Annotated in this window: 21 protein-coding genes; 12 read left to right on the forward strand and 9 right to left on the reverse strand. The window is 57.1% G+C overall.

Annotated features, from left to right (window positions below; translation table 11 throughout):
• Nucleotides 1-2 precede the first annotated feature (2 nt).
• From KUF54_RS08720 to KUF54_RS08735, 4 genes are read left to right on the forward strand one after another with little or no spacing between them, the layout of a single operon-like run.
• Nucleotides 3-1,391: a hypothetical protein gene (locus tag KUF54_RS08720; protein ID WP_219342398.1), complete on the forward strand. Its 1,389-nt coding sequence runs from the start codon at nucleotides 3-5 to the stop codon at nucleotides 1,389-1,391.
• Nucleotides 1,388-2,464, forward strand: coding sequence for a hypothetical protein (locus KUF54_RS08725; RefSeq protein WP_219342399.1), 1,077 nt, complete (start codon nucleotides 1,388-1,390; stop codon nucleotides 2,462-2,464). The genes KUF54_RS08720 and KUF54_RS08725 overlap by 4 nt, the downstream gene beginning before the upstream one ends.
• Complete coding sequence (locus tag KUF54_RS08730) at nucleotides 2,461-4,137, forward strand: SLC13 family permease (RefSeq protein WP_219342400.1); 1,677 nt, start codon at nucleotides 2,461-2,463, stop codon at nucleotides 4,135-4,137. The genes KUF54_RS08725 and KUF54_RS08730 overlap by 4 nt, the downstream gene beginning before the upstream one ends.
• Nucleotides 4,134-5,117: a hypothetical protein gene (locus KUF54_RS08735; protein ID WP_219342401.1), complete on the forward strand. Its 984-nt coding sequence runs from the start codon at nucleotides 4,134-4,136 to the stop codon at nucleotides 5,115-5,117. Before KUF54_RS08730 ends, KUF54_RS08735 begins: the two co-directional genes overlap by 4 nt.
• Before the next feature lie 20 nt (nucleotides 5,118-5,137).
• Here KUF54_RS08735 and KUF54_RS08740 read toward each other — a convergent pair whose 3' ends face one another.
• Nucleotides 5,138-5,455, reverse strand: coding sequence for a hypothetical protein (locus KUF54_RS08740; RefSeq protein WP_219342402.1), 318 nt, complete (start codon nucleotides 5,453-5,455; stop codon nucleotides 5,138-5,140).
• 205 nt (nucleotides 5,456-5,660) lie between these two features.
• On the opposite strand from KUF54_RS08740, the gene KUF54_RS08745 reads away from it, so the two are divergent.
• The 5 genes from KUF54_RS08745 (at nucleotide 5,661) to KUF54_RS08765 (ending at nucleotide 9,052) form a co-directional block, all read left to right on the forward strand.
• The gene (locus KUF54_RS08745; protein ID WP_219342403.1) at nucleotides 5,661-6,185 is read left to right on the forward strand and encodes a GbsR/MarR family transcriptional regulator; all 525 of its coding nucleotides are present in this window, start codon (nucleotides 5,661-5,663) and stop codon (nucleotides 6,183-6,185) included.
• A gap of 83 nt (nucleotides 6,186-6,268) precedes the next feature.
• Nucleotides 6,269-7,162: an NAD-dependent epimerase/dehydratase family protein gene (locus KUF54_RS08750; protein ID WP_219342404.1), complete on the forward strand. Its 894-nt coding sequence runs from the start codon at nucleotides 6,269-6,271 to the stop codon at nucleotides 7,160-7,162.
• A gap of 25 nt (nucleotides 7,163-7,187) precedes the next feature.
• Nucleotides 7,188-7,595, forward strand: coding sequence for a DoxX-like family protein (locus KUF54_RS08755; RefSeq protein ID WP_219346336.1), 408 nt, complete (start codon nucleotides 7,188-7,190; stop codon nucleotides 7,593-7,595).
• Nucleotides 7,592-8,068 (forward strand): DUF2269 domain-containing protein, encoded by a 477-nt coding sequence (locus KUF54_RS08760; RefSeq protein ID WP_219342405.1) that lies wholly within the window; start codon nucleotides 7,592-7,594, stop codon nucleotides 8,066-8,068. Before KUF54_RS08755 ends, KUF54_RS08760 begins: the two co-directional genes overlap by 4 nt.
• Before the next feature lie 204 nt (nucleotides 8,069-8,272).
• Nucleotides 8,273-9,052 (forward strand): MHYT domain-containing protein, encoded by a 780-nt coding sequence (locus tag KUF54_RS08765; protein ID WP_219342406.1) that lies wholly within the window; start codon nucleotides 8,273-8,275, stop codon nucleotides 9,050-9,052.
• Nucleotides 9,053-9,114: 62 nt separating this feature from the next.
• Here the strand turns inward: KUF54_RS08765 and KUF54_RS08770 are convergent, their stop codons facing one another.
• Nucleotides 9,115-9,591, reverse strand: coding sequence for an Lrp/AsnC ligand binding domain-containing protein (locus KUF54_RS08770; protein ID WP_219342407.1), 477 nt, complete (start codon nucleotides 9,589-9,591; stop codon nucleotides 9,115-9,117).
• A 167-nt stretch (nucleotides 9,592-9,758) separates the two neighbouring features.
• Here KUF54_RS08770 and putA point away from each other — a divergent pair, with 167 nt between their 5' ends.
• The 3 genes from putA (at nucleotide 9,759) to KUF54_RS08785 (ending at nucleotide 14,458) form a co-directional block, all read left to right on the forward strand.
• A complete protein-coding gene (gene putA, locus KUF54_RS08775) occupies nucleotides 9,759-13,553 on the forward strand; it encodes a trifunctional transcriptional regulator/proline dehydrogenase/L-glutamate gamma-semialdehyde dehydrogenase (RefSeq protein ID WP_219342408.1) in 3,795 nt (1,264 codons plus the stop codon).
• Between the two features lie 141 nt (nucleotides 13,554-13,694).
• Entirely contained in the window at nucleotides 13,695-13,928 is a 234-nt protein-coding gene (locus KUF54_RS08780; protein ID WP_219342409.1) for a hypothetical protein, read from the forward strand.
• A 47-nt stretch (nucleotides 13,929-13,975) separates the two neighbouring features.
• Complete coding sequence (locus KUF54_RS08785) at nucleotides 13,976-14,458, forward strand: GreA/GreB family elongation factor (RefSeq protein WP_219346337.1); 483 nt, start codon at nucleotides 13,976-13,978, stop codon at nucleotides 14,456-14,458.
• Between the two features lie 255 nt (nucleotides 14,459-14,713).
• On the opposite strand, the gene KUF54_RS08790 is transcribed toward KUF54_RS08785, so the two are convergent.
• From KUF54_RS08790 to ssuE, 7 genes are all read right to left on the reverse strand, one after another.
• The gene (locus KUF54_RS08790; protein ID WP_219342410.1) at nucleotides 14,714-14,929 is read right to left on the reverse strand and encodes a molybdopterin-binding protein; all 216 of its coding nucleotides are present in this window, start codon (nucleotides 14,927-14,929) and stop codon (nucleotides 14,714-14,716) included.
• Nucleotides 14,930-14,984: 55 nt separating this feature from the next.
• Entirely contained in the window at nucleotides 14,985-16,007 is a 1,023-nt protein-coding gene (locus tag KUF54_RS08795; RefSeq protein WP_255576001.1) for an ATP-binding cassette domain-containing protein, read from the reverse strand.
• Between the two features lie 123 nt (nucleotides 16,008-16,130).
• Nucleotides 16,131-16,976, reverse strand: coding sequence for an aliphatic sulfonate ABC transporter permease SsuC (gene ssuC / locus KUF54_RS08800; protein WP_219342411.1), 846 nt, complete (start codon nucleotides 16,974-16,976; stop codon nucleotides 16,131-16,133).
• Between the two features lie 10 nt (nucleotides 16,977-16,986).
• The gene (gene ssuD, locus KUF54_RS08805) at nucleotides 16,987-18,198 is read right to left on the reverse strand and encodes an FMNH2-dependent alkanesulfonate monooxygenase (protein WP_219342412.1); all 1,212 of its coding nucleotides are present in this window, start codon (nucleotides 18,196-18,198) and stop codon (nucleotides 16,987-16,989) included.
• Nucleotides 18,199-18,221: 23 nt separating this feature from the next.
• On the reverse strand, nucleotides 18,222-19,280 hold the full coding sequence (locus KUF54_RS08810; protein WP_219342413.1) for a sulfonate ABC transporter substrate-binding protein: 1,059 nt from the start codon (nucleotides 19,278-19,280) through the stop codon (nucleotides 18,222-18,224).
• A 20-nt stretch (nucleotides 19,281-19,300) separates the two neighbouring features.
• Nucleotides 19,301-20,335: a sulfonate ABC transporter substrate-binding protein gene (locus KUF54_RS08815; RefSeq protein ID WP_219342414.1), complete on the reverse strand. Its 1,035-nt coding sequence runs from the start codon at nucleotides 20,333-20,335 to the stop codon at nucleotides 19,301-19,303.
• Between the two features lie 264 nt (nucleotides 20,336-20,599).
• Nucleotides 20,600-21,196, reverse strand: a complete 597-nt coding sequence (gene ssuE / locus KUF54_RS08820) for an NADPH-dependent FMN reductase (RefSeq protein ID WP_219342415.1) — start codon at nucleotides 21,194-21,196, stop codon at nucleotides 20,600-20,602.
• Nucleotides 21,197-21,239 lie beyond the last annotated feature (43 nt).

Genomic DNA, 21,239 nt, shown 5'->3' on the forward strand with positions numbered 1-21,239 from the left:
CTTTGCAGCGTCAGGCTTCAAAGTGCAGTCACACATCCAGCAACAGCAATTCCAATCTGGTCGCATGGGCGCTTTGCGCCTTATGTGGCCTTATTGGTTTGGCCGGCTGGCTACTCATCACGCACGCTAACGCCCCGCTATGGGCTCAAGATTTCAATCTTCAGCAGCTCGGACTGGGGCTTTGCATGCTGCTTTTGCTAGGTCTGTGGATGCTGCAATCCATGCCTGCCCTTGCGCCCATGCTGCTGATTTTTCTGGTGATCAGCTTATTGGGTATACGCCCCGCTCAGGCCATTTTGACCCCTGCCGCGACGGATGCAACACTGTGGATGCTGACATCCTTGGCCCTGTCCATCGCCGCTCGTGACAGCGGTTTACTGGGCTACTTGCTCAACCGGGCATGCAAAAGCCTGAAAGCGCCTCACAGTCAACAATGGCCCAGCCTCCGTCTCTCTTGCGTTCTGTGGCTAACCCCTGTTTTTGCGCTGCTGACATCTCCACGGCAATCCGCACACTGGCGCAACATTTATCTGCACACAACACCAGCACACGAGAGCCATGAGCGCACATCTTCAGCCGCCCAACTTGCCGCAAAACTGATTTGGCTACCAGCTCATCCAGCAAGCTTGCTTATGCTTGCACTTTTACCGGCTGGGGGTTCAAACAGTTTCAGCGCACTTCACTGGTGCCTTTCCACTTGGCCACTCGCACTTCTTGCCTGCTGCCTTGGCTGCAGGTTTCAAGGCAATGACTCAGCACTAGTCTCCAGCCAGACTACAAAAGTCATCGGCTCATCTTCAGTCCCAGCACCCAATCCACATTACTTAGATCGCTTTGCGTTTCAATCCACGATCACCATCGCTTTATTTTGCGTTGTGCTGGTTGCATTGCAACCCTTTCATGGGATTGAACCGGGTTTGGTGACTGCGCTTGGGCTGATCGCTTTATTTGCACTGCGCGTCATTACCCCAGCCGCATTGCAGCAAGGCATGGACTGGTCCTTGCTCGTTAGCTTCATTATTTTCCCAGGGCTACTGGAGTCTTTCTCCTCGATCACTCCAGTCGCCTTTAGCCTGCACGTGGAGCACTTGCAACCCGCATCTACGCTGCTGATCTTGCCTTTGCTGATGGCCCTCAGATTCATCGTTCCGGCAGTGGCATTGACGATGATCACTATCATCGTCGGTGCACTTTGGGGGCATACACCCGGCACCAGCCTTTTGGAGGCTCTGCTACCCGTTCTCGTTGCGCTTCACTTGGTGGAGTTTTTAACGCAAACACATGAGCAATCTCCAAAGCTCTGGCTACGCCTGCGCTATGCCTATTCAGCGCCCAGCACATGGGCAATTTTGCTTGCATTTCCATTGTGGCTTCAATGGGTACGCTCATGAAAGCAGGATTCAACAATTGTCAGCGCTGGCTCATCGCTGCCACCTTGGTTTTTTTATGGGTAAGCCTCGCATGGACTGGAGCACTACGGCCATCTGTTCTGGTCGTTCACAGCCAAGACAAGACAATCCCTTGGACCCGCGGCATTAATGTCGGCATCGATACAACGATCACACCCATCTCCAACATCAGGCTGCATAAATCTCACATCTCCACAAGCAACGGCGCCAATCCAGATACGCAAATCTCACGCACACAACGCTTCATCAAGCTTTGGCAACCTAGTGCGCTGATCGTTGTTGACGACCTTGCACAAACGCGTATCGGCCTACCTTACGCAGCCAACAAGCCCGTCATCTACACCGGCATCGAAGACCACGAAAGATCACTCGCCAGCCTGCAAGCCAGTGGTGTTCGCGGTATCGCGCAGAGAACGCCTTGGGACAGCATCGAGCACAGTTTGGTTAGAGCTGTGCAGTTAAACGCCCCTTCGCACAAAGCCAGCACCTCTGAATTACGCATTGCACTCATTTCAGATACGGGCCCTGCCGCAGAAGAGGAAGCTCGCAGCTTCGAGCAGCACACCTGGAAGCTTGCCAAACCGATTGGGGTGTGGCGCTGTAAAAACAAAGAGCAATGGATTGCTGCACTCCATGAAATTGCAGAATCTGCAGACATCGTTGTCATTGGAGACTATCGATACATGCAGCCAAGCGATAGCTTGAATCACAAACAATGGCGCCGCATTCTGGCGCAGGAAGCGCTTGATCGCTTGTCTCAGCCAATCGCTGCGTTATCTGCTTATGCCTTAGAAGATGGAATTCCCATGGGAATACTTCCTTCCCCCATGGAGCAAGGCGAGGTTGCCGCCAAGATGGCGCTGCAGCAGATATCCAAGCATGAGATTGCTATCCCCAAGCAACCCTCATCGCTTTCGCAACAGCATTTGCAAAGCCAACATTTTTTACTTTTACTCAACCCAGCACAGGTACAGCGCCGACACCTGAAAGTTGATGCTCTAGACGCTTACTACGCACGCTCATCCGCGCGATTAATCGGAGTCTCTGCTCAATGAACCATCCGTTGCAGCAGCACCCGGTTTTTGCACAGCTAGGAGCGTCAGAGCAATATGTGCTGACTTGCAATGTTCAAGAAATCACTTGGAACTGCGCCAGGGACCTCCGGCAAATCAGCCCATCTGCTCAAGTATTCGGCTGGTTTGATGACGGAACGCCCATTGAGGCCATCACCGCTGACGTCCACAGCAACGCGTCTGAGCTGATTACTCCTGATTTACCCGGCTACGGCTGGGTCGCTCCGGCAGCCTTGCTCAGCACCCTCAGTCAGCAACGCTGCACACCACGCGTGTCACCTGCGCCATTCAATATTCGTGAAGCGCTTGGCTGGGTGCTCGCCCTATCACTACCCGCCTGGGCTCTGCTTCTCATGGCAGGTATCAACGATGAACGAACCCAGTGGTTGATCTTCTCCGCTTCATTGGCGGCAGGTTTATGTGTCTGGGTGTTGAACCTAGCGCCTCCGTTGATTGGAGCCTTGCTCGCATTAACACTCATGATGGCCGGTAACCATTTGCCAGTTCAACAGGCTCTTGCAGGGCTCACTACCGGAAGCTTCTTCTTACTATTGGGAATGTTTGGCTGTAGCGCTGCGGTACAGCGCAGCGGCTTGATGCCTCGCCTTTTAAGCAGTCTTTTGCGCCCACTGCCGCGTACCCCACGCATCTTTCAACTGGCATTGCTTCTGATCGGAAGCGCCATGACCATGTTTATCCCTAGCAGCAGCGGCCGCCTGCAACTGATTGCCCCCATGGTCAGCGCCCTGGCAACACCGTTGAGCCGAAGCGCCTTGGCATTCATCGCCCTGTCGGCCTGCACCTTTTTTTCAACTTCATTTCTGTTGGGTAATGCAGCCAATTTCATTGTGCTTGGCATCTTGCCTGACCACTGGCAGCCCTATGTCAACTGGAGCACCTGGTTTCAATGCGCTGCAATTTACACCGCAACAATGATCGCCAGCTTAGTCATCAGCACCGCTTTTGAGGGAAAAAAAGGCCCCCCCCATAAAGAATTGGCACCTTGGACAGCGCCTAAACTGCCTCCCATGGGGAGAAAAGAGCAGATTACTCTGCTGTCGTTAATCGTTTTGGCAACTGGCGCGGCAACAGTACATACACACCATATTGAAATGGCTTGGCTTGCACTTTTCATTTTGGTTTTACTGATGTTTACCGGAGTACTGCCCGCCACCAGGCTTCATAGCGACATTCAGTGGAGCATTCTAATTTACCTCATTTGCACAACAGGTCTGGCTCGCGGCTTTACTTTCATGGGCATAGAAAAAGTGCTGCTAAGTCAACTTGACATGCTTGAGCCACTGATTCGAGATCAGCAATCAATATTCCTCGCCATGCTGATTGCCACCATATTGCTGCTTCGTTTAGCTCTGCCTTCTGTGGTCTGCATTACAACGCTGTGCGCCATTCTTATACCTTTGGCAGACGTACATGGTTTAAATCCGCTGGTACTTGGCTTTGTCATTGTTACAGCCAGCGAGATTTGGTTTTTACCGCACCAAAGCTCGGACTTTCTAATGTTCAGAGAGTCCTGCCAATGCACGCATGCAGAAAGCACTTTTATGCTCAAGCGTAATGCGTTAATGCAATTGACTCGAATTTTTGCCTTGGCGCTCAGTCTTCCCTACTGGCTCTCCATGGGGTTCATTCAGTGACTAATATCTGGCGTCGATTTGAACCATGGGCATGGGTCGGCTTACTTGCTTTGTTGGCATGGGCCACCATTTTGGTGAATACACAAAGTCGCCGAGTCTTGATTCTTCACGAAGGCAAAGCGGACAGCGCTTACAGCAAAGCCTTTAATGCAGGCGCTAAAGAAATCTTCCAGGCTCACCCACAACTCAAAGTTCGCCATCAGTATTTGGGTTTCAGTCAAGATTCCTGCCGAAGCATCCAATCTCAGCTTCGAGCTTTTGACCCTGACACCGTCATCTCAGAGGGTTCTCAAGCCCTAGACTGCCTTCGCTCGCCCGCAGGCACAACTCATGGCAAAGGGCAATATCGGCTGCTCAACATGCCCTCCCCGCCGCTTCGTGACGAGAACCCGCAAGCCTATGAGAGCCACGTCAACGCTTGGCAGCGCACATTCACAGACCTCGCCCAAGGCGCGACTCAAAAATTATTGATTTTCAAAGCTGCCCAAGAATCAAACAATTTCATATGGCAAGCTGTGGCACAAGCGGCGCTCGTCGCAGGTCTCGATATTGATATCCAAGAATTTCCGTCACGCCAATCATTGCCACTAGGGCTGCAAGCCACTCTATCGACACTGGTGCAGTCCATCGAGCCCACGTTAATTTACGTCAGTGACCTCGCTGGACAAGTCCCCGATCAAGACCTGAATTCAACGCAAAACGAATTGTTCAAAGCGCTTCACTCAACGAGCGAAGCAGCCTTGCTTTCATCTCGCTTGGACTCTTTGCAGTGGGGAAGCGATCTGGCACTACAGCAAGCGCCTGAACAACGAGCAAGCATGCTCGCGCTCGCCGCTTGGGAGCAAAGCACGCTCGCACAGATCGATACCTATGAGATGGCTGTTGGTATGCGAGAAGAATTTGCCACCAGCCACCCCCTGTTCCCAAAATTTTACGAACGCAATGCCCGTGCCGCGGGCTTTTTCCTCAGCACTCCATAAAACGGGGTGCAAGCGACGTGTTATCGAGAAAAGCGTGAGTCCTCACGAGTGCGACGGTCGCGATTGTTGCGGGCTGCCGCGACCTGAGCGCGGTCGGCGATCAAGTTGACTTCAGTCGCGCAGTTGTACTCGTCCAGCGAGAAGAACATCCTCGCGCCGGGGCTGAGTTGGGGCACAGTCATATGCAGCGGCTGCGAGAGATCGACTGGCGCCAAGTTGGAGCGATAGATCAGCTCGTTATTTGGCGCGTAAACAAAGTAGCAAGCTGCCGATGCGGCTTGGGCCAGAGCGCAGGCCGACACCAGCACGGTGGCACGTAATACAGATACAGCAGTCATGAAGTCTCTCCCTTAGCCATCAGAGGCTACATGCCCCTTGAATGCTCATCATTTTATGTGGCTGCCGCCAAAGACAGAAATTTCTGTACCGCCATTGTTTCTTGGTTCGCCTTGCTACAACACATGAAGCAAGAGCGGTAAAGCTTTTCACTGGATTGAAATTTCTGTATTGACAGAAATTTCAATCCAGTGAACACTTAAAACCATGCAACTAAGTCCTATCGCCGAACGTTTTGTGCATCACTGGGGTGACATGGGAAACGCCTGGGGCGTCAACCGCACCGTGGCGCAGATCCATGCCTTGCTGTTCTTTCATGGCCGCCCGCTCAATGCCGATGACATCTGCGAAACACTGGGCGCTGCGCGCTCCAATGTGAGCAACAGCCTCAAGGAACTGCTGAGCTGGAATCTGATTCGCAGCAGCCGCAAAACAGGCGACCGGCGCGAATACTTTGAAACCTCGGCTGATGTATGGGAGCTGCTACGCACCATTGTGAGAGAGCGCAAGCAGCGGGAGTTTGACCCCACCAGCGCCCTGCTACGTAATTTGATTGCGCAGCCCGAGTTTGAGCAAGAAACACCCGACGCCCAAGACCGCGTGCACGAGACCCTGCGCCTGATGGACTCGCTAGGCATTTGGACAGATGAAATGCTGCGCTTATCCCCCTCTACGCTAGACAAAATTTTGCGTATGGGTGCCAGTGTGCAGCGCTTTGTGCGGAGTTCTTAAGGCATCTCTGTGCATTGCCAAGGCAAAAATCGCCTCACTGTTTTTAATTTCTGCAAAAGCAGAAAATTTTAAAGGGGTTATGTATGCGAGTTCTAATTTGCGGTGGCACCAGTTTTTTGGGCCGTCATATCGTCAACGCCTTGGTGCAACTAGGCCACGACCCCGTCGTGCGCAGCCGTCATTCTGATCCGTCACTGGACTTTGCCCAGTTGCGCACCGCGCAAGACTGGATGCCGCACTTGCAAGGGATAGACGCCGTCATCAACGCCGTTGGCGCCCTGCGCAACCGGCCCGATGCCGATTTGCAAACCCTGCACATGACAGCGCCAGCCGCCTTGTTTGACGCCTGCGTACAAGCCGGCATACGCCGCGTAGTGCAGGTATCTGCGCTTGGTGCGGACAAGGGCGACACGCTTTACGCCACTACCAAGCGCGCGGCAGATGACTATTTACTGGCGCTGGGGCAAGCGGGCGAGCTCAACCCCGCCATTGTTCGCCCCAGCATCATTTTTGGCGAAGGTGGCGCCAGCAGCAAACTTTTTATTTTGCTGGCTCAACTTCCTGTTCTGCCTTTGCCGCAAATCATGCGTGGCAGCCAGATCCAGCCCGTCGCCGTGCGCGATGTGGCGCAAGCCATCGCCAAACTGGCAAGCATTGAGGCAGCAGAAAACACCCCAAGCGGCGTCATTGAGATCGGCGGCCCGCAAGCACTTTCCATCGAACGCTTTATCGCCACCCTGCGCGCACAAATGCAATACGGCCCCGCCACTGTGCGCATGCTGCCCAACTGGCTGAGCAGCGCTAGCGCCAAACTGGGCGACAAGATCAGCTGGATGCCCTGGTGCAGCGAAGCCATGGCCTTGCTTGAGCATGACAACGTAACCGACCCCGCCACCCTGCGCAGCCTGCTGGGGCGCGAGCCCATGAATATCTATCAAATGGTGGCCAGCCTACCCAAAGGAGGCCCCCGTGGATAAAGCTGTGCGCTCGCCACTCAGTGCGATGCACGCCACGCTAGTCATAGTCTGGCTAGGCACGGCCGCCGTCAGCGCTTTGGACTACTTCGGTCTGTCTAGCCTCAACCACGAAGGCGCACGCCTTTTGACTGATGGCGGCATAAGCGATACCCGGTGGCAAGCAGTACTTATTTGGTCTGGCCTGCTGGCAGATCTACTAATAGGTTTGGCTCTGTTGCTGCGCCCCGGCCGCGCAAGTTATAGGGCGGCACTGTGGATGATGGTTGCCATGACGGCGGTCGGCACCGCACTGCAACCCGCGCTGTGGCTGCACCCGTTGGGGCCTCTACTCAAAAATCTGCCCATCGCAGCCATGCTGTGGTTTTTGCTGCAGACCGAAAAATCCACGAATACCGCCAACACAGCCGGCGCGGCTGATGGGCTTGAATCATGAATATCTATCTGCTGCTCAAAACCCTGCATATCCTCTCCAGCGTTTTGCTGGTGGGAACGGGCCTTGGCTCGGCTTTTTATATGTTCTTTGCCAACCGCAGTGGCTGCGTTGCCGCTCAAGCAGTGGTTAGCCGCCTCGTCGTGCGGGCAGACTGGTGGTTTACCACGCCATGCATCTTTATTCAGCCGATAACAGGTCTTGCCATGGCTTATATGGCCGGCTGGCCGCTTTCCACCCCTTGGCTCGCACTATCGCTGGGGCTGTATGTGCTGGCCGGTATTTGCTGGCTGCCCGTGGTCTGGCTGCAAGTTCGCATGGCCGCCATAGCCAATGAAGCTCATGCAAACAATCAGCCCCTGCCAGCACTTTTCAAGCACTACCAACTGCGCTGGGAGACATTGGGCTACCCCGCTTTTGTAGCCATGGCAGGGACTTATTACCTGATGGTGAACAAACCCGCCCTGTGGGGATGAGCAGCGCAATTTCTACGTCAAGGCATACCTGAAAATTGCCCTCAACCCAAATCAGAGCGCCGAATTTATCAATGTTAACAATCCTCTACAGAGGGAAAGACTAGAATTTGTCTTACAGGATACATATTGCTACAAATAGGGCTATGCGTTAAAAAACCAGGATGGATTTATTAGTGTTTTTTACGATTATTAGGAGATGAGCTTATGAGTACCGTGGTCAACACCAGCTACAACATGGAACTTGTTGTGCTGTCATATGCAATCTCAATGCTTGGCGCCTTTATGGCGCTACTCTCCGCTCGGCGGTTGATGCCTGAGAATTACGATCCGCAAACCTATCGGATGGCGCTCATCAGCTCCGGGCTTGCACTGGGCGGTATCGGCGTTTGGGCCATGCACTTTATTGCTATGCTCGCCGTGCGCATGGATTTGGGAATCGGTTACTCCATCTGGGAAACAATCGTCTCCCTCATCGCCGCTGTTGCAATTTCTGCCTTTGCCTTTCATATTGTCGCCCGCGACCCGCGCAGCTTTAAACGACTGCTGCTCGCTGGCGCCATATTAGGAATGGGCGCCGTTGTCATGCACTACTTGGGCATGTACGGCATGCGTTTTGGCGGCTACTTTCAGTGGGATTACACCCGCGTTGCGCTCTCGGTTTTGATAGCGTTTGTTGCGGCTACTGCGGCACTTTGGCTGGCTTTTAACACTGCACAGATCAGCTTGCGCGTTATGGCAGCCGCCATCATGGCCATCGCGGTCTCGGCCATGCACTACATGGGCATGAGCGCTGCGGAATTCATCTGCACTGCGCCAGCAGAAAAACGCCTCGCAATTCCCTCGGGCCCTGATGTGGTCAGCGCACTGGGCCTGCCAATCGTTGTTATCGCTCTGGTCTTTGGCCTTAGCCTGTACCTGTTGCAAGATCTGCTGCGCGCTTGGTTTCAGCATCAAGACCGCAAAGCGTCGAACAACGCGGCTTGAAGCAGCCAAAGTGAAGCTTGCCTTGGCTAGATAACTCAGCGGCTACTCGGCAGTAACTCGATTTACAGCGGTAGCCGCGCATCATCCTTGACCTCTTCCATCACCGCATAGGTGCGCGTCTCTCGCACGCCGGGTAGCTGCCACAGCACCCGGCCGGCAAACTCTCGGTAAGCAGCCATATCCGCCATGCGGGTCTTGAGCAAATAGTCAAACCCGCCCGCCACCATATGGCACTCCATGATGGCCGGGTAAGCCAGCACCGCAGCCTTGAACTCATCGAACACATGAGCGGCTGTGCGATCGAGCAGCACCTCCACAAACACCGTCATGCCAACGCCTAGCTTTTGGGGGTTCAGGCGTGCCTCGTAACCCAAGATATAGCCGTCTCGCGTCAACCGGGCCACCCGCGCCTGCACAGCCGTGGGCGATAGTGCTACTTGGTCGGCCAAGCGCAGATTAGAGATGCGCCCGTCTGTTTGCAGAATTTCCAGTATTTTTCGATCGATCCTATCGATATCCACTTCTAAAACATCATTCATTGGAGAATTCCTCTTTTTAATTCGCCAAATATAGTGATTAATTTATTTCCAAACCAGCAATGATTTTCCCTATGTAGACATCTGCATTACAGACGCATGCAATGCAGTGGTGGACATGGTGAATACCGCGCACCCGCTCGCGGCCAGACTCTCCAACACGGCCAGCCATGACAACCTTCACCGCACTGCCAGACTCCAGCCGCCCGGCCGATGATCTGCGCCAAGCCATCACCGCTGCAACTCGCATCGCCGAGCCAGAGGCTGTTACCAAACTGCTGCCTGCGGCCACGTTGCCACCCGCTGTTGCCGCTCAAGTGGCAGCCCACGCCCAAACACTGGTCGAGCAACTGCGCGCCCAGCCTTCGAGTAAAGGCAGACAGGGCTTGGTGCAAGGGCTGCTGCAGGAGTTCTCACTGTCCTCACAAGAAGGCGTAGCGCTGATGTGCTTGGCCGAGGCGCTGCTGCGCATCCCCGACGCCGCCACGCGCGATGCGCTCATTCGCGACAAGCTGCGCGGTGGAGACTGGCAAGCCCACCTGGGCAAGAGCCCATCCGTCTTCGTCAACGCTGCCGCTTGGGGGCTGGTGGTTACCGGCAAGCTCGTCGATACGCACAGCGAATCTGGACTGTTCTCAGCCCTCAAACGCATTACCGCCCGAGGTGGCGAGCCTCTGGTGCGCAAAGGCGTGGACATGGCGATGCGCCTGATGGGCGAGCAGTTTGTGATGGGCGAGACCATTGGCCAAGCTCTGGTGCGTGCCCGCGATCTCGAACCCAAAGGCTTTCGCTACTCCTACGACATGCTGGGCGAGGCCGCAATCACCGCGCAAGATGCCCAGCGCTATCTGCAATCCTATGTGGATGCCATTGACGCCATTGGCAAAGCATCGGCTGGCCGAGGCGTTTACGAAGGGCCAGGCATCTCCATCAAGCTCAGCGCCCTGCACCCGCGCTACAGCCGTGCGCAGCAGCAACGGGTAATGCAAGAGTTGCTGCCCCGTGTGCTGCAGTTGTGCGAGTTAGCACGCAGCTACGACATTGGCCTGAACATTGATGCTGAAGAAGCCGACCGGCTGGAACTCTCACTAGACCTGCTCGAGCAGCTAGCGCACGCGCCCAGCTTGGCCAACTGGAATGGTCTAGGCTTTGTGATTCAAGCCTATCAAAAGCGCTGCCCGTATGTGATTGACTACCTAATCGATTTAGCCCGCCGCAGCCAGCGCCGGCTAATGGTGCGCTTGGTCAAAGGCGCTTACTGGGACAGTGAAATCAAACGCGCCCAGATCGAAGGCCTGAGCGACTATCCCGTTTACACCCGCAAGCACCACACCGATGTGGCATACCTTGCCTGCGCCCGCAAGCTGCTGGCCGCGCCCCTTGCGATTTACCCGCAGTTTGCCACTCACAACGCCCAAACCGTGGCCAGCATCGAAGCCTTGGCCAAGCCACAGCCCTACGAGACTGGGCGCTATGAATTTCAATGCCTGCACGGCATGGGCGAGCCGCTGTATCGCCATGTGGTTGAAGAAGGTAAACCAGAAAACCGCCGCCCCTGTCGCATCTACGCCCCCGTGGGCACGCATGAGACGCTGCTGGCCTATTTGGTGCGACGCTTGCTGGAAAACGGGGCCAACAGCTCCTTCGTACACCGCATTGCTGACCCGGACTGGCCTATTTCAGATTTGATAGCAGCCCCTGCAGATCTGACAAGGACTGCGAGCCAGAGTGACCCAAAATCTGAGCGCGAAGGGCCTCAAAACATCGGCCTGCCCCATCCACATATCGCACTGCCCAGCCAACTACTGGGGCAGCAGCGCACCAACTCTGCTGGTTTGGATCTGAGCGACGAACGCGTGCTGCAGGCACTCTCCTGCCACCTCAACCCTAGCCGAGGTGAGCCAGCCAAAGAACACAAAGATCACAAACAGCCCAAAGACGGCTTCACCATCACCAACCCCGCCAACCATCTGCAATGGTTAGGTCATGTGCCAGACGTTACGCCTGCACAGGTGCATCAAGCCGTGCAACGTGCCGAGCAGGCCCAGCCAAGCTGGAACGCCACTCCCGCCGAGCTGCGCGCGCAACTACTGGAAACGGCTGCCGACAGCTACCAAAGCCAAATGCAGCCGCTGATGGCGCTGCTGATGCAAGAGGCCGGCAAGACCGCCGCCAATGCCGTGGCCGAGGTGCGCGAAGCCGTGGACTTTTTGCGCTACTACGCAGGGCAAATACGCCGACAGGCCGAGTCTGGCCTGCTCGCACCCGGCATCGGCCCTGTGGTTTGCATCAGCCCTTGGAATTTTCCGCTGGCGATTTTCACTGGCCAGATTGCCGCCGCCCTTGCCGCTGGCTGCGTGGTGCTGGCCAAACCGGCAGAGCAAACCCCGCTGATCGCGCAGCAAGCGGTACGCCTGCTGCACCAAGCCGGTATTGCGCCAGAGGTGCTTCAACTGCTGCCCGGGCGCGGCGAAACCGTGGGTGCGCAGCTAGTCGCCGATGCCCGCGTGGCCGGGGTGCTGTTTACCGGCTCCACCGAAGTAGCGCGGCTTTTAAACCAGCAAACCGCCGCCCGCCTGCGCGCTGACGGCCAGCCCGTGGTGCTGGTAGCCGAGACCGGCGGCCAAAACGCCATGCTGGTGGACTCCTCCGCCCTCGTCGAGCAAGCCGTGCAAGACATTGTGGCATCGGCCTTTGACAGTGCGGGCCAGCGCTGCTCGGCCCTGCGCCTGCTGTGCGTGCAAAACGACTGCGCCGACCGCCTGCTGCACATGCTGCGCGGCGCCATGCATGAGCTGCGCTGCGGCAACCCCGCCGAGCTAGCCACCGATGTGGGCCCCGTGATTGATGCCCAAGCTAAGGCGGGCCTGGAAAAACATATCCACCATCTCCAAGCCCAAGGTTTGAGCGTTGAGCAGTCGCCGCTGTCATCCATCACCGCAGCGCAAGGCCACTTTGTGCCCCCCACGCTCATTGAGTTGCCCGACCTACACCACCTCAAACGCGAAGTCTTTGGCCCTGTGCTGCATGTGCTGCGCTACAAAAGGCAAGAGCTGCCAGAGCTGATGCAGCGCATCAACGCCTTGGGTTATGGCCTGACCATGGGCCTGCACACCCGCATTGATGAAACGGTGCAGCATGTGGCAAACAGCGCCCATGTCGGCAACCTGTACGTCAACCGCAACATGGTGGGCGCCGTGGTGGGGGTGCAGCCTTTTGGCGGCGAAGGGCTGTCCGGCACCGGCCCCAAGGCAGGTGGACCACTTTATGTGCCGCGCCTGCAACAAGCCTGCTCATCACCCGTGCGCCTGCTCCAGCAAATACTGCAAGATTCTGGCCCTGAGCAAGAGGCAAGCAGCCACACAAGCCACCCCACAACCACCGCCATCAACGCAGCAGTTGATGCCCTTGAACACCTGAGCCACTGGGCCAGACAGTTAAGTGAGCCCACCGTAGCAACCCAATGCGAGCAATTAAAGGCATGCCTGCCCGCGTTGTGGAGCCCGCGCCTGTTGCCCGGCCCCACGGGGGAGCGCAACTTCTACCGCCTCACAGGCAAACACCACACGCTGTGCGTGGCACAAAATGATCAAACTTTGCTGCTGCAATGTGCGGCCGTGCTGGCCAGTAGCTCCAAAGTTATATGGGTGCATAGCGCTCTTACCGCATCGCTGCTGAAGAAGCTGCCCGAGCCTTTGCAGCACCATATCAAGCTGCTCAGTGCCGATATCAGTGTTGAAGAAATTGCCGAAACCGAAGCTATCGATTCGGCCTTGCTGCACTGTGATGACGCGCAGTTTTTGCAATGGTCGCAAGCCTTGGCACGTCGCCCCGGCCCGCTGGTACTGCCCGAGCGTTGCCCAACGGGCCAGCCCGTGCGCCTAGAGCGGCTTTGGCATGAGCGTGCCCTGTCACACAACACAGCTGCGGCAGGGGGCAATGCGGCGTTGATGACGCTGGAGTAGTCGCAGCCGTCAAAATACACCCTATCAGGCGGCGGGGGTGGCGCTAGTTAGCAGGCCATCACCGGGGGTGTACAAGCCATCTATCATCGCCTGCTGCAACGCATTCGCGTTCTGCCAAATATTGGTTGGAAGTTTTTCAAAATGATCGACTGGGTCCCCGTCATCCTCCTGGCCTTCAAGGCCCTCATCTTCGGCGCGTGCATGTTCTTTGCCATCAAATGGCATTACGACCAAGGTAAAAAAAAGCTGGACAAGCGCACGCTGCTACGCACAGGCGGCAAGCTGGCTGCGTTGTTCCTTGTAGGGCTCGCGCTTGTGCTGCTGTTCACCTTCGGCATCGCCAAGATGCTGGGTATGGACTTGAACATGCCTTGATGGCCCACCTTGTAACCTCACCCATTTCTGCGATTTTTGACTTCATGATGGATAAATTGTTGCTGCAAAAGCAGGTGCTGCAGAGGCTTACCGAGGACCTAGAGCAAGTCGAGCAAGCAGCGCGGGCAGCGCATGAGACGGCGACTCATGAAGAGAACATCGCCGAAAACAAATACGACACCTTGGGCCTCGAAGCCGCCTACCTCGCCACAGGCCAAGCGCGCCGCGCCCAAGCGATTGCTCAGTCAATCGCCCAATGGCGCCAGTTCCGCCCGCACGCCTATGACGCCAGCAAAGGTATACAGCTGGCCGCACTGGTCTGCTTGGTGGATGAAAGCGGCCAGCAGCAACAGCTCTTTTTAGGCCCTAGTGGGGCGAGCATGAAGCTGATCAACGGCGCTGAAATTATTCAGGTCATCAGCAGTGATGCCCCCTTGGGCAATGCCATGCTGGGTAAGTGCGAGGGTGATGAGATCGCGATACAGGTCGCTCAAATGCGTCAGCATTTTGAAGTGCTGCGGGTGGACTAATCCGCCCATAAATTAGCAATTTAGCGAATTAGCGAGTTCGCCTGTATGAATTAATCAAAAAAAAGAGCACCCAGTGCAGACAGTACCTGCACAAGGTGCTCTTTTGACATTAAGAACCACTAAGAGCCGCTAACACAACCCAGCAAACCGCAGGTTTGCGTTTGAGACGAGGCGCGAAGCCGCAGGCAGTACAAGCGTACGACAAGGCGAAGCAACGACGTATCAAGGGTGGTGTTAGCTGCTCTAACTCTCGAATTACAGCTTGGCGATAGAGACCTCTGTAGATTTGACCAGCGCCACGACTTCCGAGCCGACCTCTAAGCCCAAGTCATTCACCGAACGTGTGGTGATAACCGAGGTCACGACGCCCCAAGGCGTTTCCACATCCACTTCGGAGACCACATCACCGCGGATGATTTCTTTGACTTTACCCTTGAACTGGTTGCGCACATTGATAGCTTGAATAGACATGATGTTTCCTTTGGTTTGAGAACAAGTGAACAGAGAAAAAGAGAAAGAGAAAAAATCAAATCGCCCAGCGCAGGCCGGTCGCGGTCACACCCGGCCAGACAGCCTGCACAGGGGGTGACTCGGTTTCAGGCTTTTGCAGCACGCGGTCCAAAATGCGGCTTTCCAGCGCGGCAAAGCGTGCATCGCCATGCACACGCGGGCGCGGCAAGTCGATGCGTTCATCCAGCGCAATGCGGCCGTCTTCAATCAAGACCACGCGATCGGCCAAGGCCACGGCTTCCTGCACATCGTGGGTGACCAGCAAAGCCGTAAAACCGTGGCTGCGCCACAGGCCTTCAATCAGGCGGTGCATCTCAATGCGCGTTAGCGCGTCCAGTGCGCCCAGCGGTTCGTCGAGCAGCAGCAAACGCGGCTGGTGAACCAAGGCACGGGCCAAGGCCACACGCTGGCGCTGGCCGCCCGACAAACGGGCCGGCCATTCGTTTTCACGATCGGCCAAGCCCACCTGCGCCAGCACCTTGCGGCCTTTTTCGCGGGCGGATTCGGGCAGGCCCAAAATCACGTTATCCAAGACCCGCTTCCAAGGCAGCAAACGCGCATCTTGAAACATGATGCGGGTGTCTTTTTTCGCCTCTTTAGCTGCCTTTTTGACATCCACATCAGCAATTAGCAACTGGCCAGCGCTGGACTCTTCCAGCCCCGCCACCAAGCGCAACAAAGTCGATTTGCCGCAGCCGCTGCGCCCCACGATGGCGATAAACTCACCGGGCTGCACATCGAGCTGCACCTGCTTTAAAACCTCGCGCTCGCCATAGCGCTTGGTCAGCTGCTGGGTCTGCAAGTGCACGCCGCGTGTTTTGACTTGCGCCTGCAAAGAGCTACCCTGCACTACGCCCTGCACTTCACCCGTAACTGCTCCCAAAGCTGCGTCGCTTTGAGTCACTGCACGCTCAAGCTTGAGCGTTTGCAACGCCCTCACCTCATAGTCAGACGACTCCCAAGCCACCAGCGGCTGGCGCGCACTCCGGGCACCGCTCCCTAGCAGAGACTGCGTCAAACGTTTAAATAAATTGCTCATCACAAGCTCCTGAAATTCTTTTCACTGACCTTAAAACCGTCACACCCTCACCCCAGAGACGCCAAGCAAGAGCCGCCTCGCGGTGATGGCGTCGGCCCCCTCAGGGGGAAGGCGCAAAGCGCCTCAGGGGGTTCCATAACTAGGATGCCAACGCAGCCACCAGCGCTCCAGAGAACGTGCAAACACATCGGCCAGCTTGCCCAAAATGGCATAGAGCAAAATACCCACCAGCACCACATCGGTCTGCAAAAACTCCCGGGCGTTCATGGTCAGGTAACCAATTCCGGCCTGCGCCGAGATGGTCTCGGCCACAATGAGAATCACCCACATCAGCCCCAGCGAAAAGCGCAGGCCCACCAAGATGGAAGACAGCGCACCGGGCAGCACGATGTCGCGGTACAGCTGCCAGCGGGTCAGGCCGTAGCTCTTGCCCATTTCAATCAGCGCCGGGTCTACATTGCGAATGCCGTGAAAGGTGTTGAGATAGATGGGAAAAAACACCGAGATGCTGATCAGAAACAGCTTGGCCGTCTCATCAATGCCAAACCATAAAATCACCAACGGAATCAGCGCCAGCGCCGGGATGTTGCGCACCATCTGAATAGTGGAGTCCAGCAGCGTCTCGGCCCAGCGCAGCGAGCCTGTGAGCAGGCCCAGCAGCAGCCCCAAGCTGCCGCCAATGGCCAGCCCAGCCAGCGCACGCCCCGCGCTGACCTTGACATGAACCCACAGCTCGCCCGATTCAGCCAACGCCCAGCCCGCGCGCAGCACATCCAGCGGCGCAGGCAGAACCCGGGTAGACAGCCAGCCGTAGGCCGATGCTGCCTGCCATGTGGCAATCAGCAGCAGCGGCACCAGCCAAGGCACAAGCCGCAGGCCCACCTGCCGGGCAAACTGCTCCAGACGAGGTGCGATTTGCGCCGTGGGTTGAGTCCTCGGCTTCAAGGCTAAAGTTTGAGCATCACTCATAGCATCTCCTTTAGCTTTGCGACACGCGCAATGGTTCCGAAACCTTCTCCGCCACCCTCTCGCGCCCCGGTGAGTAAAGATTGGCCACGGTCTCGCCAAATGGGCCGAATGGACCTAAAGGGCTGCCGCCAGCGAGCTTTTCCTGCACGTTCACCGGCAGCAGCGGAAAGACCAGCTCGGCAAAGCGATAGGCTTCTTCCAAGTGCGGGTAGCCCGACAGCACAAAGGTGTCAATGCCCAAGTCGGCATATTCCTTAATGCGATCCGCCACGGTTTGCGCGCTGCCCACAAGCGCCGTGCCCGCGCCACCACGCACTAAGCCCACGCCCGCCCACAAGTTGGGGCTAATCTCCAAATCCTTGCGGCTGCGCTTGGCGCCCCCTGCATGCAGTTGGGCCATGCGGCGCTGGCCTTCAGAATCCATGCGCGCAAATGCGGCCTGCGCCTGCACCACGGTTTCGTCTTGCACGCGGCTGATCAGGCGCTCTGCATCGGCCCAAGCTTCTTCATCGGTTTCACGCACGATGACGTGCAGGCGAATGCCGTATTGCAGCTTGCGACCATGGCGCTCGGCCTTGGCCCGCACATCGGCCAGCTTTTTAGCCACTTCAGCCGGTGGCTCGCCCCATGTCAGATAAGCATCGACTTGCTCGGCCGCCAAGTCGTGGGCGGCTGCAGACGAGCCACCAAAATACACGGGCGGATATGGCTTTTGCAGCGGCGGGAACAGCAGCTTGGCGCCCTTGACCTGCAGGTGTTTACCGTCATAGTCCAGCGACTGGCCATCATGGCTGCGTGCCAAAATCTCGCGCCAGATTTTGATGAACTCAGCGGACTGCTCATAGCGCGTGGCGTGGTCCAAAAACACGCCGTCACCTTCGAGCTCAGCCTGATCGCCGCCGGTCACGAGGTTGATCAACAAGCGCCCGCCTGAGAGCCGGTCAAAGCTGGCCGCCATGCGCGCTGCCAAACTGGGCTGGTGCAGGCCGGGGCGCACCGCCACCAAAAACTTCAGGCGTTTGGTGACAGGCATCAGGCTCGAAGCGATGACCCAAGGGTCTTCGCAAGAGCGGCCCGTGGGAATCAACACCCCTTCGTAGCCCAAGCTGTCTGCGGCGATGGCCACCTGCTTGACATAGTCAAAACTGAGCTGGCGGGCCCCCTCGCTGGTGCCCAGATAGCGAGAGTCACCGTGGGTAGGAATAAACCAAAAAACTTTCATGCGGATATCTCCTTGATGTTGTCTCAGCCCTTGGCGGGCACGATGGATGGGGAAAGCTGGGCGTAACTGGCGTACTCCGAAGCGCTGGGCTGCCAAACAATGTCAGCCACACGCACTTGGCGCGGAATCACGCCCAAGCGAAAAAAGGCGTCGGCCACGCGCTGCTGATCGGCCACGATGGCGGGGGTCAGCAGCGTGGTGGGCGAGCTGGGCCTGCGCGCAATAAAGCGGTTGACCACATTGGTATCCAGCCCGCTAAAGGCGGCCACCAGTTGCACCGCCTCTTTGCGCGAGGTCTGCACCAGTTGATCGGCGCGCGTTAACTCGTCAAACAAGGCTCTGATGAGTTGCGGGTGGCGCTCCACCAGCGTGCGAGATGCCAGGTAAAAAGAGTTGTTGCCCGACAGCCCTTCGCCGCTGCTGAGCACACGGGGGGTTAAAGCCACTTCGGTGGCGGCGTAAAACGGGTCCCAAATTGCCCATGCATCCACGCTTTTGCGCTCAAACGCGGCGCGTGCATCGGCGGGGGCCAGATAGATGGGCTGTATGTCGGCCCAAGCGACTCCGGCCTTGTCCAGCGCACGCACCAGCAAATAGTGCGCGCTAGAGCCTTTTTGCAGCGCAATGCGTTTGCCTTTGAGGTCGGCAAGCGTTTTAAGTGGCGAATCGGCCTGCACCAAAATGGCCGAGCTTTCGGGCTTGGGTGGCTCCGCCCCCACATAGCGCAGATCTTTGCCAGCGGCTTGCGCAAAGACCGGGGGCGAGTCGCCCGTCAAGCCAAAGTCCAAGCTCCCCACTGACAAGGCTTCCAGTAGTTGCGGCCCGGCCGGGAACTCCAGCCAGTTGATTTTGGTGGAGGGAAAACGCTTTTCCAGCACGCCATGCTGCTTGAGCACGACCAGATTGACGGCTGATTTTTTATAACCAATGCGCAGCTGATCGGGTGCACTTGAGACAGGCTTGGCCTGTGCATGCGCGTAATGGTCTGCCAGCGCCCAGCTAAAAGCCGTGGTGCCCAGCAGCTGTAGCGCTTGGCGACGCCCGCGCTGAAAACGGGGTTGAGAAATCGGTTGATTAGTCATCACCTACTCCTAGTCTTGCTTTAGCGCCCTGCCAGCAGATCCACAGGGGCTGCGTGCAAAAGGTTCAGTTTTTTAGGGATCAGCTTGAGATCAAAGAAGGTGTCGGCAATCTTTTGCTGCTCGGCCAAGATCTCGCCGTTGACCGCCTTGGTGCCAAACTCCGTGCGGCTCAAATACAGCTCGGTCACCGCAATGTCTAGCCCCAAAATTTGCGACAGATCTGCGGCCGCAGCGCTCTTGTTTTTGCTGGCCCAGCTGTCAATCGCCGCAATCTCTTCAATTGCAATGCGCAACACATCGGCATTGCGGCTGGCAAAGTCACGCGAGGTGAAGTAGTAAGCGCGGTTATTGGCTATGCCCTTGGCATCGGCCAGCAAACGCGCATCCAGCGACTTTTGCGCGGCGGCCAAGAAGGGGTCCCAAATCACCCACGCATCGACCGAACCTTTTTCAAACGCAGCACGCGCATCGGCCGGGGCCAAAAAGACGGACTGCACATCGCCGTATTTCAGGCCATGCTTTTGCAGCAGCTGGACCAAAAAGTAGTGAACGTTGGAGCCCTTGTTATAGGCAATGCGCTTGCCCTTGAGGTCGGCCACCGAGCGAATGGCCGAGTCCTTGGGCACGATCACCGCCTCCAAACCCGGGCGGGCCACGGTGGCGCCGGCATACACCAGCGGCGCACCGGCGGCCTGGGCAAAGATGGGTGGGGCTTCGCCCACATCACCAAAGTCGATGGAGCCGACGTTCAGCGCTTCCAGCTGCACGGGGCCGGCGTTGAACTCCACCCAGCGCACCGACACACCCAGCGGGGTCAAACGCTTTTCCAAGGTGCCGCGTTTTTTGAGGATAGAGAGCCAGCCTTTTTGGTGGCCCACGCGCAAAACCCGCGGTGCAGCCGCTGCGTTACTGCCGCTCTGCGCCAGCAGCGGGCTTGATGCCAAAGCCAGCGCTGAAGCGGCAGTCCCTGCCAGCCACTTGCGGCGGCTTGCGCTCAACAGTGGGGGCAAGACGCGTGAAGTGAGTGGGTTGCCGAATGGGTTGCGATCTGTCATAAGAAATTCACCTTTCAAGAAGTCGCAATCCACACACTTCAGCCGTACTTTGGGGCTGATTTCAGGCGCAAGTCGGCCTTCACAGTGCGGGGACTGCTATCCAATAAAACAAAGACATAGTTAAGCCAGCACTACCCCGGCAACAGCCATCAAGGGGGTAGTGAACAAGAGCCGCCCTTGAGCCAAGCTAGCGCCCTCCTCGCTCTATGAGAAGGAAGCGGGGTAGCTGCGCAGCCGATTAAGGCTCAGGGGGAGAGGAGATTTTTAGACACTACATCGCACATCAGTGAAGGCGATGTTTTCAAAGTTTTGCGAGGCGGCCCATTGCGCGCTGCGGCGCAAGTCGGTGGCCAGCAGTTCGGCGGCGTCGTCCAGCCGCTCTGCAATGTCGGGGTTCAGACCATAGCCGCCTTCAGGCAACAAGGGCACGCCTTGGTCGGTGGCGTAAATGCCCGGCAAGATATGGCGCGCAGCCAGCGACTGCAGCACGGGGCGCAGCGCATAGTCCAGCGCCAGCATGTGGTGCGGGCTGCCACCCGTGGCCAGCGGCAATACCAGCTTGCCCTTGAGTGCAGTCTGCGGCAGCACATCGAGAAAAACCTTGAGCAGGCCGCTGTAAGCCGCCTTGTAAACCGGCGTGGCAATCACCACGGCATCGGCTTGGGCGACGCGATCGGTCACGGCGCGAATTTCGGGGTGATCAAACTGGGCGTGCAGCAGGGCTGCGGGGTCCAGCTGGTTCAGGTGCAGCACCGGCTCGGTGCTCAGGCCCTGCGCCTGCAAACGGCTCGCCACGGCACTGAGCAAAGCGCTTGAGCGCGATGGCTTGGTGGGACTTGCGGCTATCAGCAAAATCGACATGAGTTGGCCTTGTTGTTTATCAAAAAAGGGGGCCCACAATCGC

The sequence above is a fragment of the Comamonas sp. Y33R10-2 genome (assembly GCF_019355935.1).
Taxonomy (GTDB): domain Bacteria; phylum Pseudomonadota; class Gammaproteobacteria; order Burkholderiales; family Burkholderiaceae_C; genus Comamonas.

Coding starts and splice junctions, on each gene's coding strand:
- KUF54_RS08725 (WP_219342399.1), top strand. CDS start 1,388: ATGAAAGCAGGATTCAACAATTGTCAGCGCTGGCTCATCGCTGCCACC.
- KUF54_RS08730 (WP_219342400.1), top strand. CDS start 2,461: ATGAACCATCCGTTGCAGCAGCACCCGGTTTTTGCACAGCTAGGAGCG.
- KUF54_RS08740 (WP_219342402.1), bottom strand. CDS start 5,455: ATGACTGCTGTATCTGTATTACGTGCCACCGTGCTGGTGTCGGCCTGC.
- KUF54_RS08745 (WP_219342403.1), top strand. CDS start 5,661: ATGCAACTAAGTCCTATCGCCGAACGTTTTGTGCATCACTGGGGTGAC.
- KUF54_RS08750 (WP_219342404.1), top strand. CDS start 6,269: ATGCGAGTTCTAATTTGCGGTGGCACCAGTTTTTTGGGCCGTCATATC.
- KUF54_RS08755 (WP_219346336.1), top strand. CDS start 7,188: ATGCACGCCACGCTAGTCATAGTCTGGCTAGGCACGGCCGCCGTCAGC.
- KUF54_RS08760 (WP_219342405.1), top strand. CDS start 7,592: ATGAATATCTATCTGCTGCTCAAAACCCTGCATATCCTCTCCAGCGTT.
- KUF54_RS08765 (WP_219342406.1), top strand. CDS start 8,273: ATGAGTACCGTGGTCAACACCAGCTACAACATGGAACTTGTTGTGCTG.
- KUF54_RS08770 (WP_219342407.1), bottom strand. CDS start 9,591: ATGAATGATGTTTTAGAAGTGGATATCGATAGGATCGATCGAAAAATA.
- putA (WP_219342408.1), top strand. CDS start 9,759: ATGACAACCTTCACCGCACTGCCAGACTCCAGCCGCCCGGCCGATGAT.
- KUF54_RS08780 (WP_219342409.1), top strand. CDS start 13,695: ATGATCGACTGGGTCCCCGTCATCCTCCTGGCCTTCAAGGCCCTCATC.
- KUF54_RS08785 (WP_219346337.1), top strand. CDS start 13,976: ATGGATAAATTGTTGCTGCAAAAGCAGGTGCTGCAGAGGCTTACCGAG.
- KUF54_RS08790 (WP_219342410.1), bottom strand. CDS start 14,929: ATGTCTATTCAAGCTATCAATGTGCGCAACCAGTTCAAGGGTAAAGTC.
- KUF54_RS08795 (WP_255576001.1), bottom strand. CDS start 16,007: ATGAGCAATTTATTTAAACGTTTGACGCAGTCTCTGCTAGGGAGCGGT.
- ssuC (WP_219342411.1), bottom strand. CDS start 16,976: ATGAGTGATGCTCAAACTTTAGCCTTGAAGCCGAGGACTCAACCCACG.
- ssuD (WP_219342412.1), bottom strand. CDS start 18,198: ATGAAAGTTTTTTGGTTTATTCCTACCCACGGTGACTCTCGCTATCTG.
- KUF54_RS08810 (WP_219342413.1), bottom strand. CDS start 19,280: ATGACTAATCAACCGATTTCTCAACCCCGTTTTCAGCGCGGGCGTCGC.
- KUF54_RS08815 (WP_219342414.1), bottom strand. CDS start 20,335: ATGACAGATCGCAACCCATTCGGCAACCCACTCACTTCACGCGTCTTG.
- ssuE (WP_219342415.1), bottom strand. CDS start 21,196: ATGTCGATTTTGCTGATAGCCGCAAGTCCCACCAAGCCATCGCGCTCA.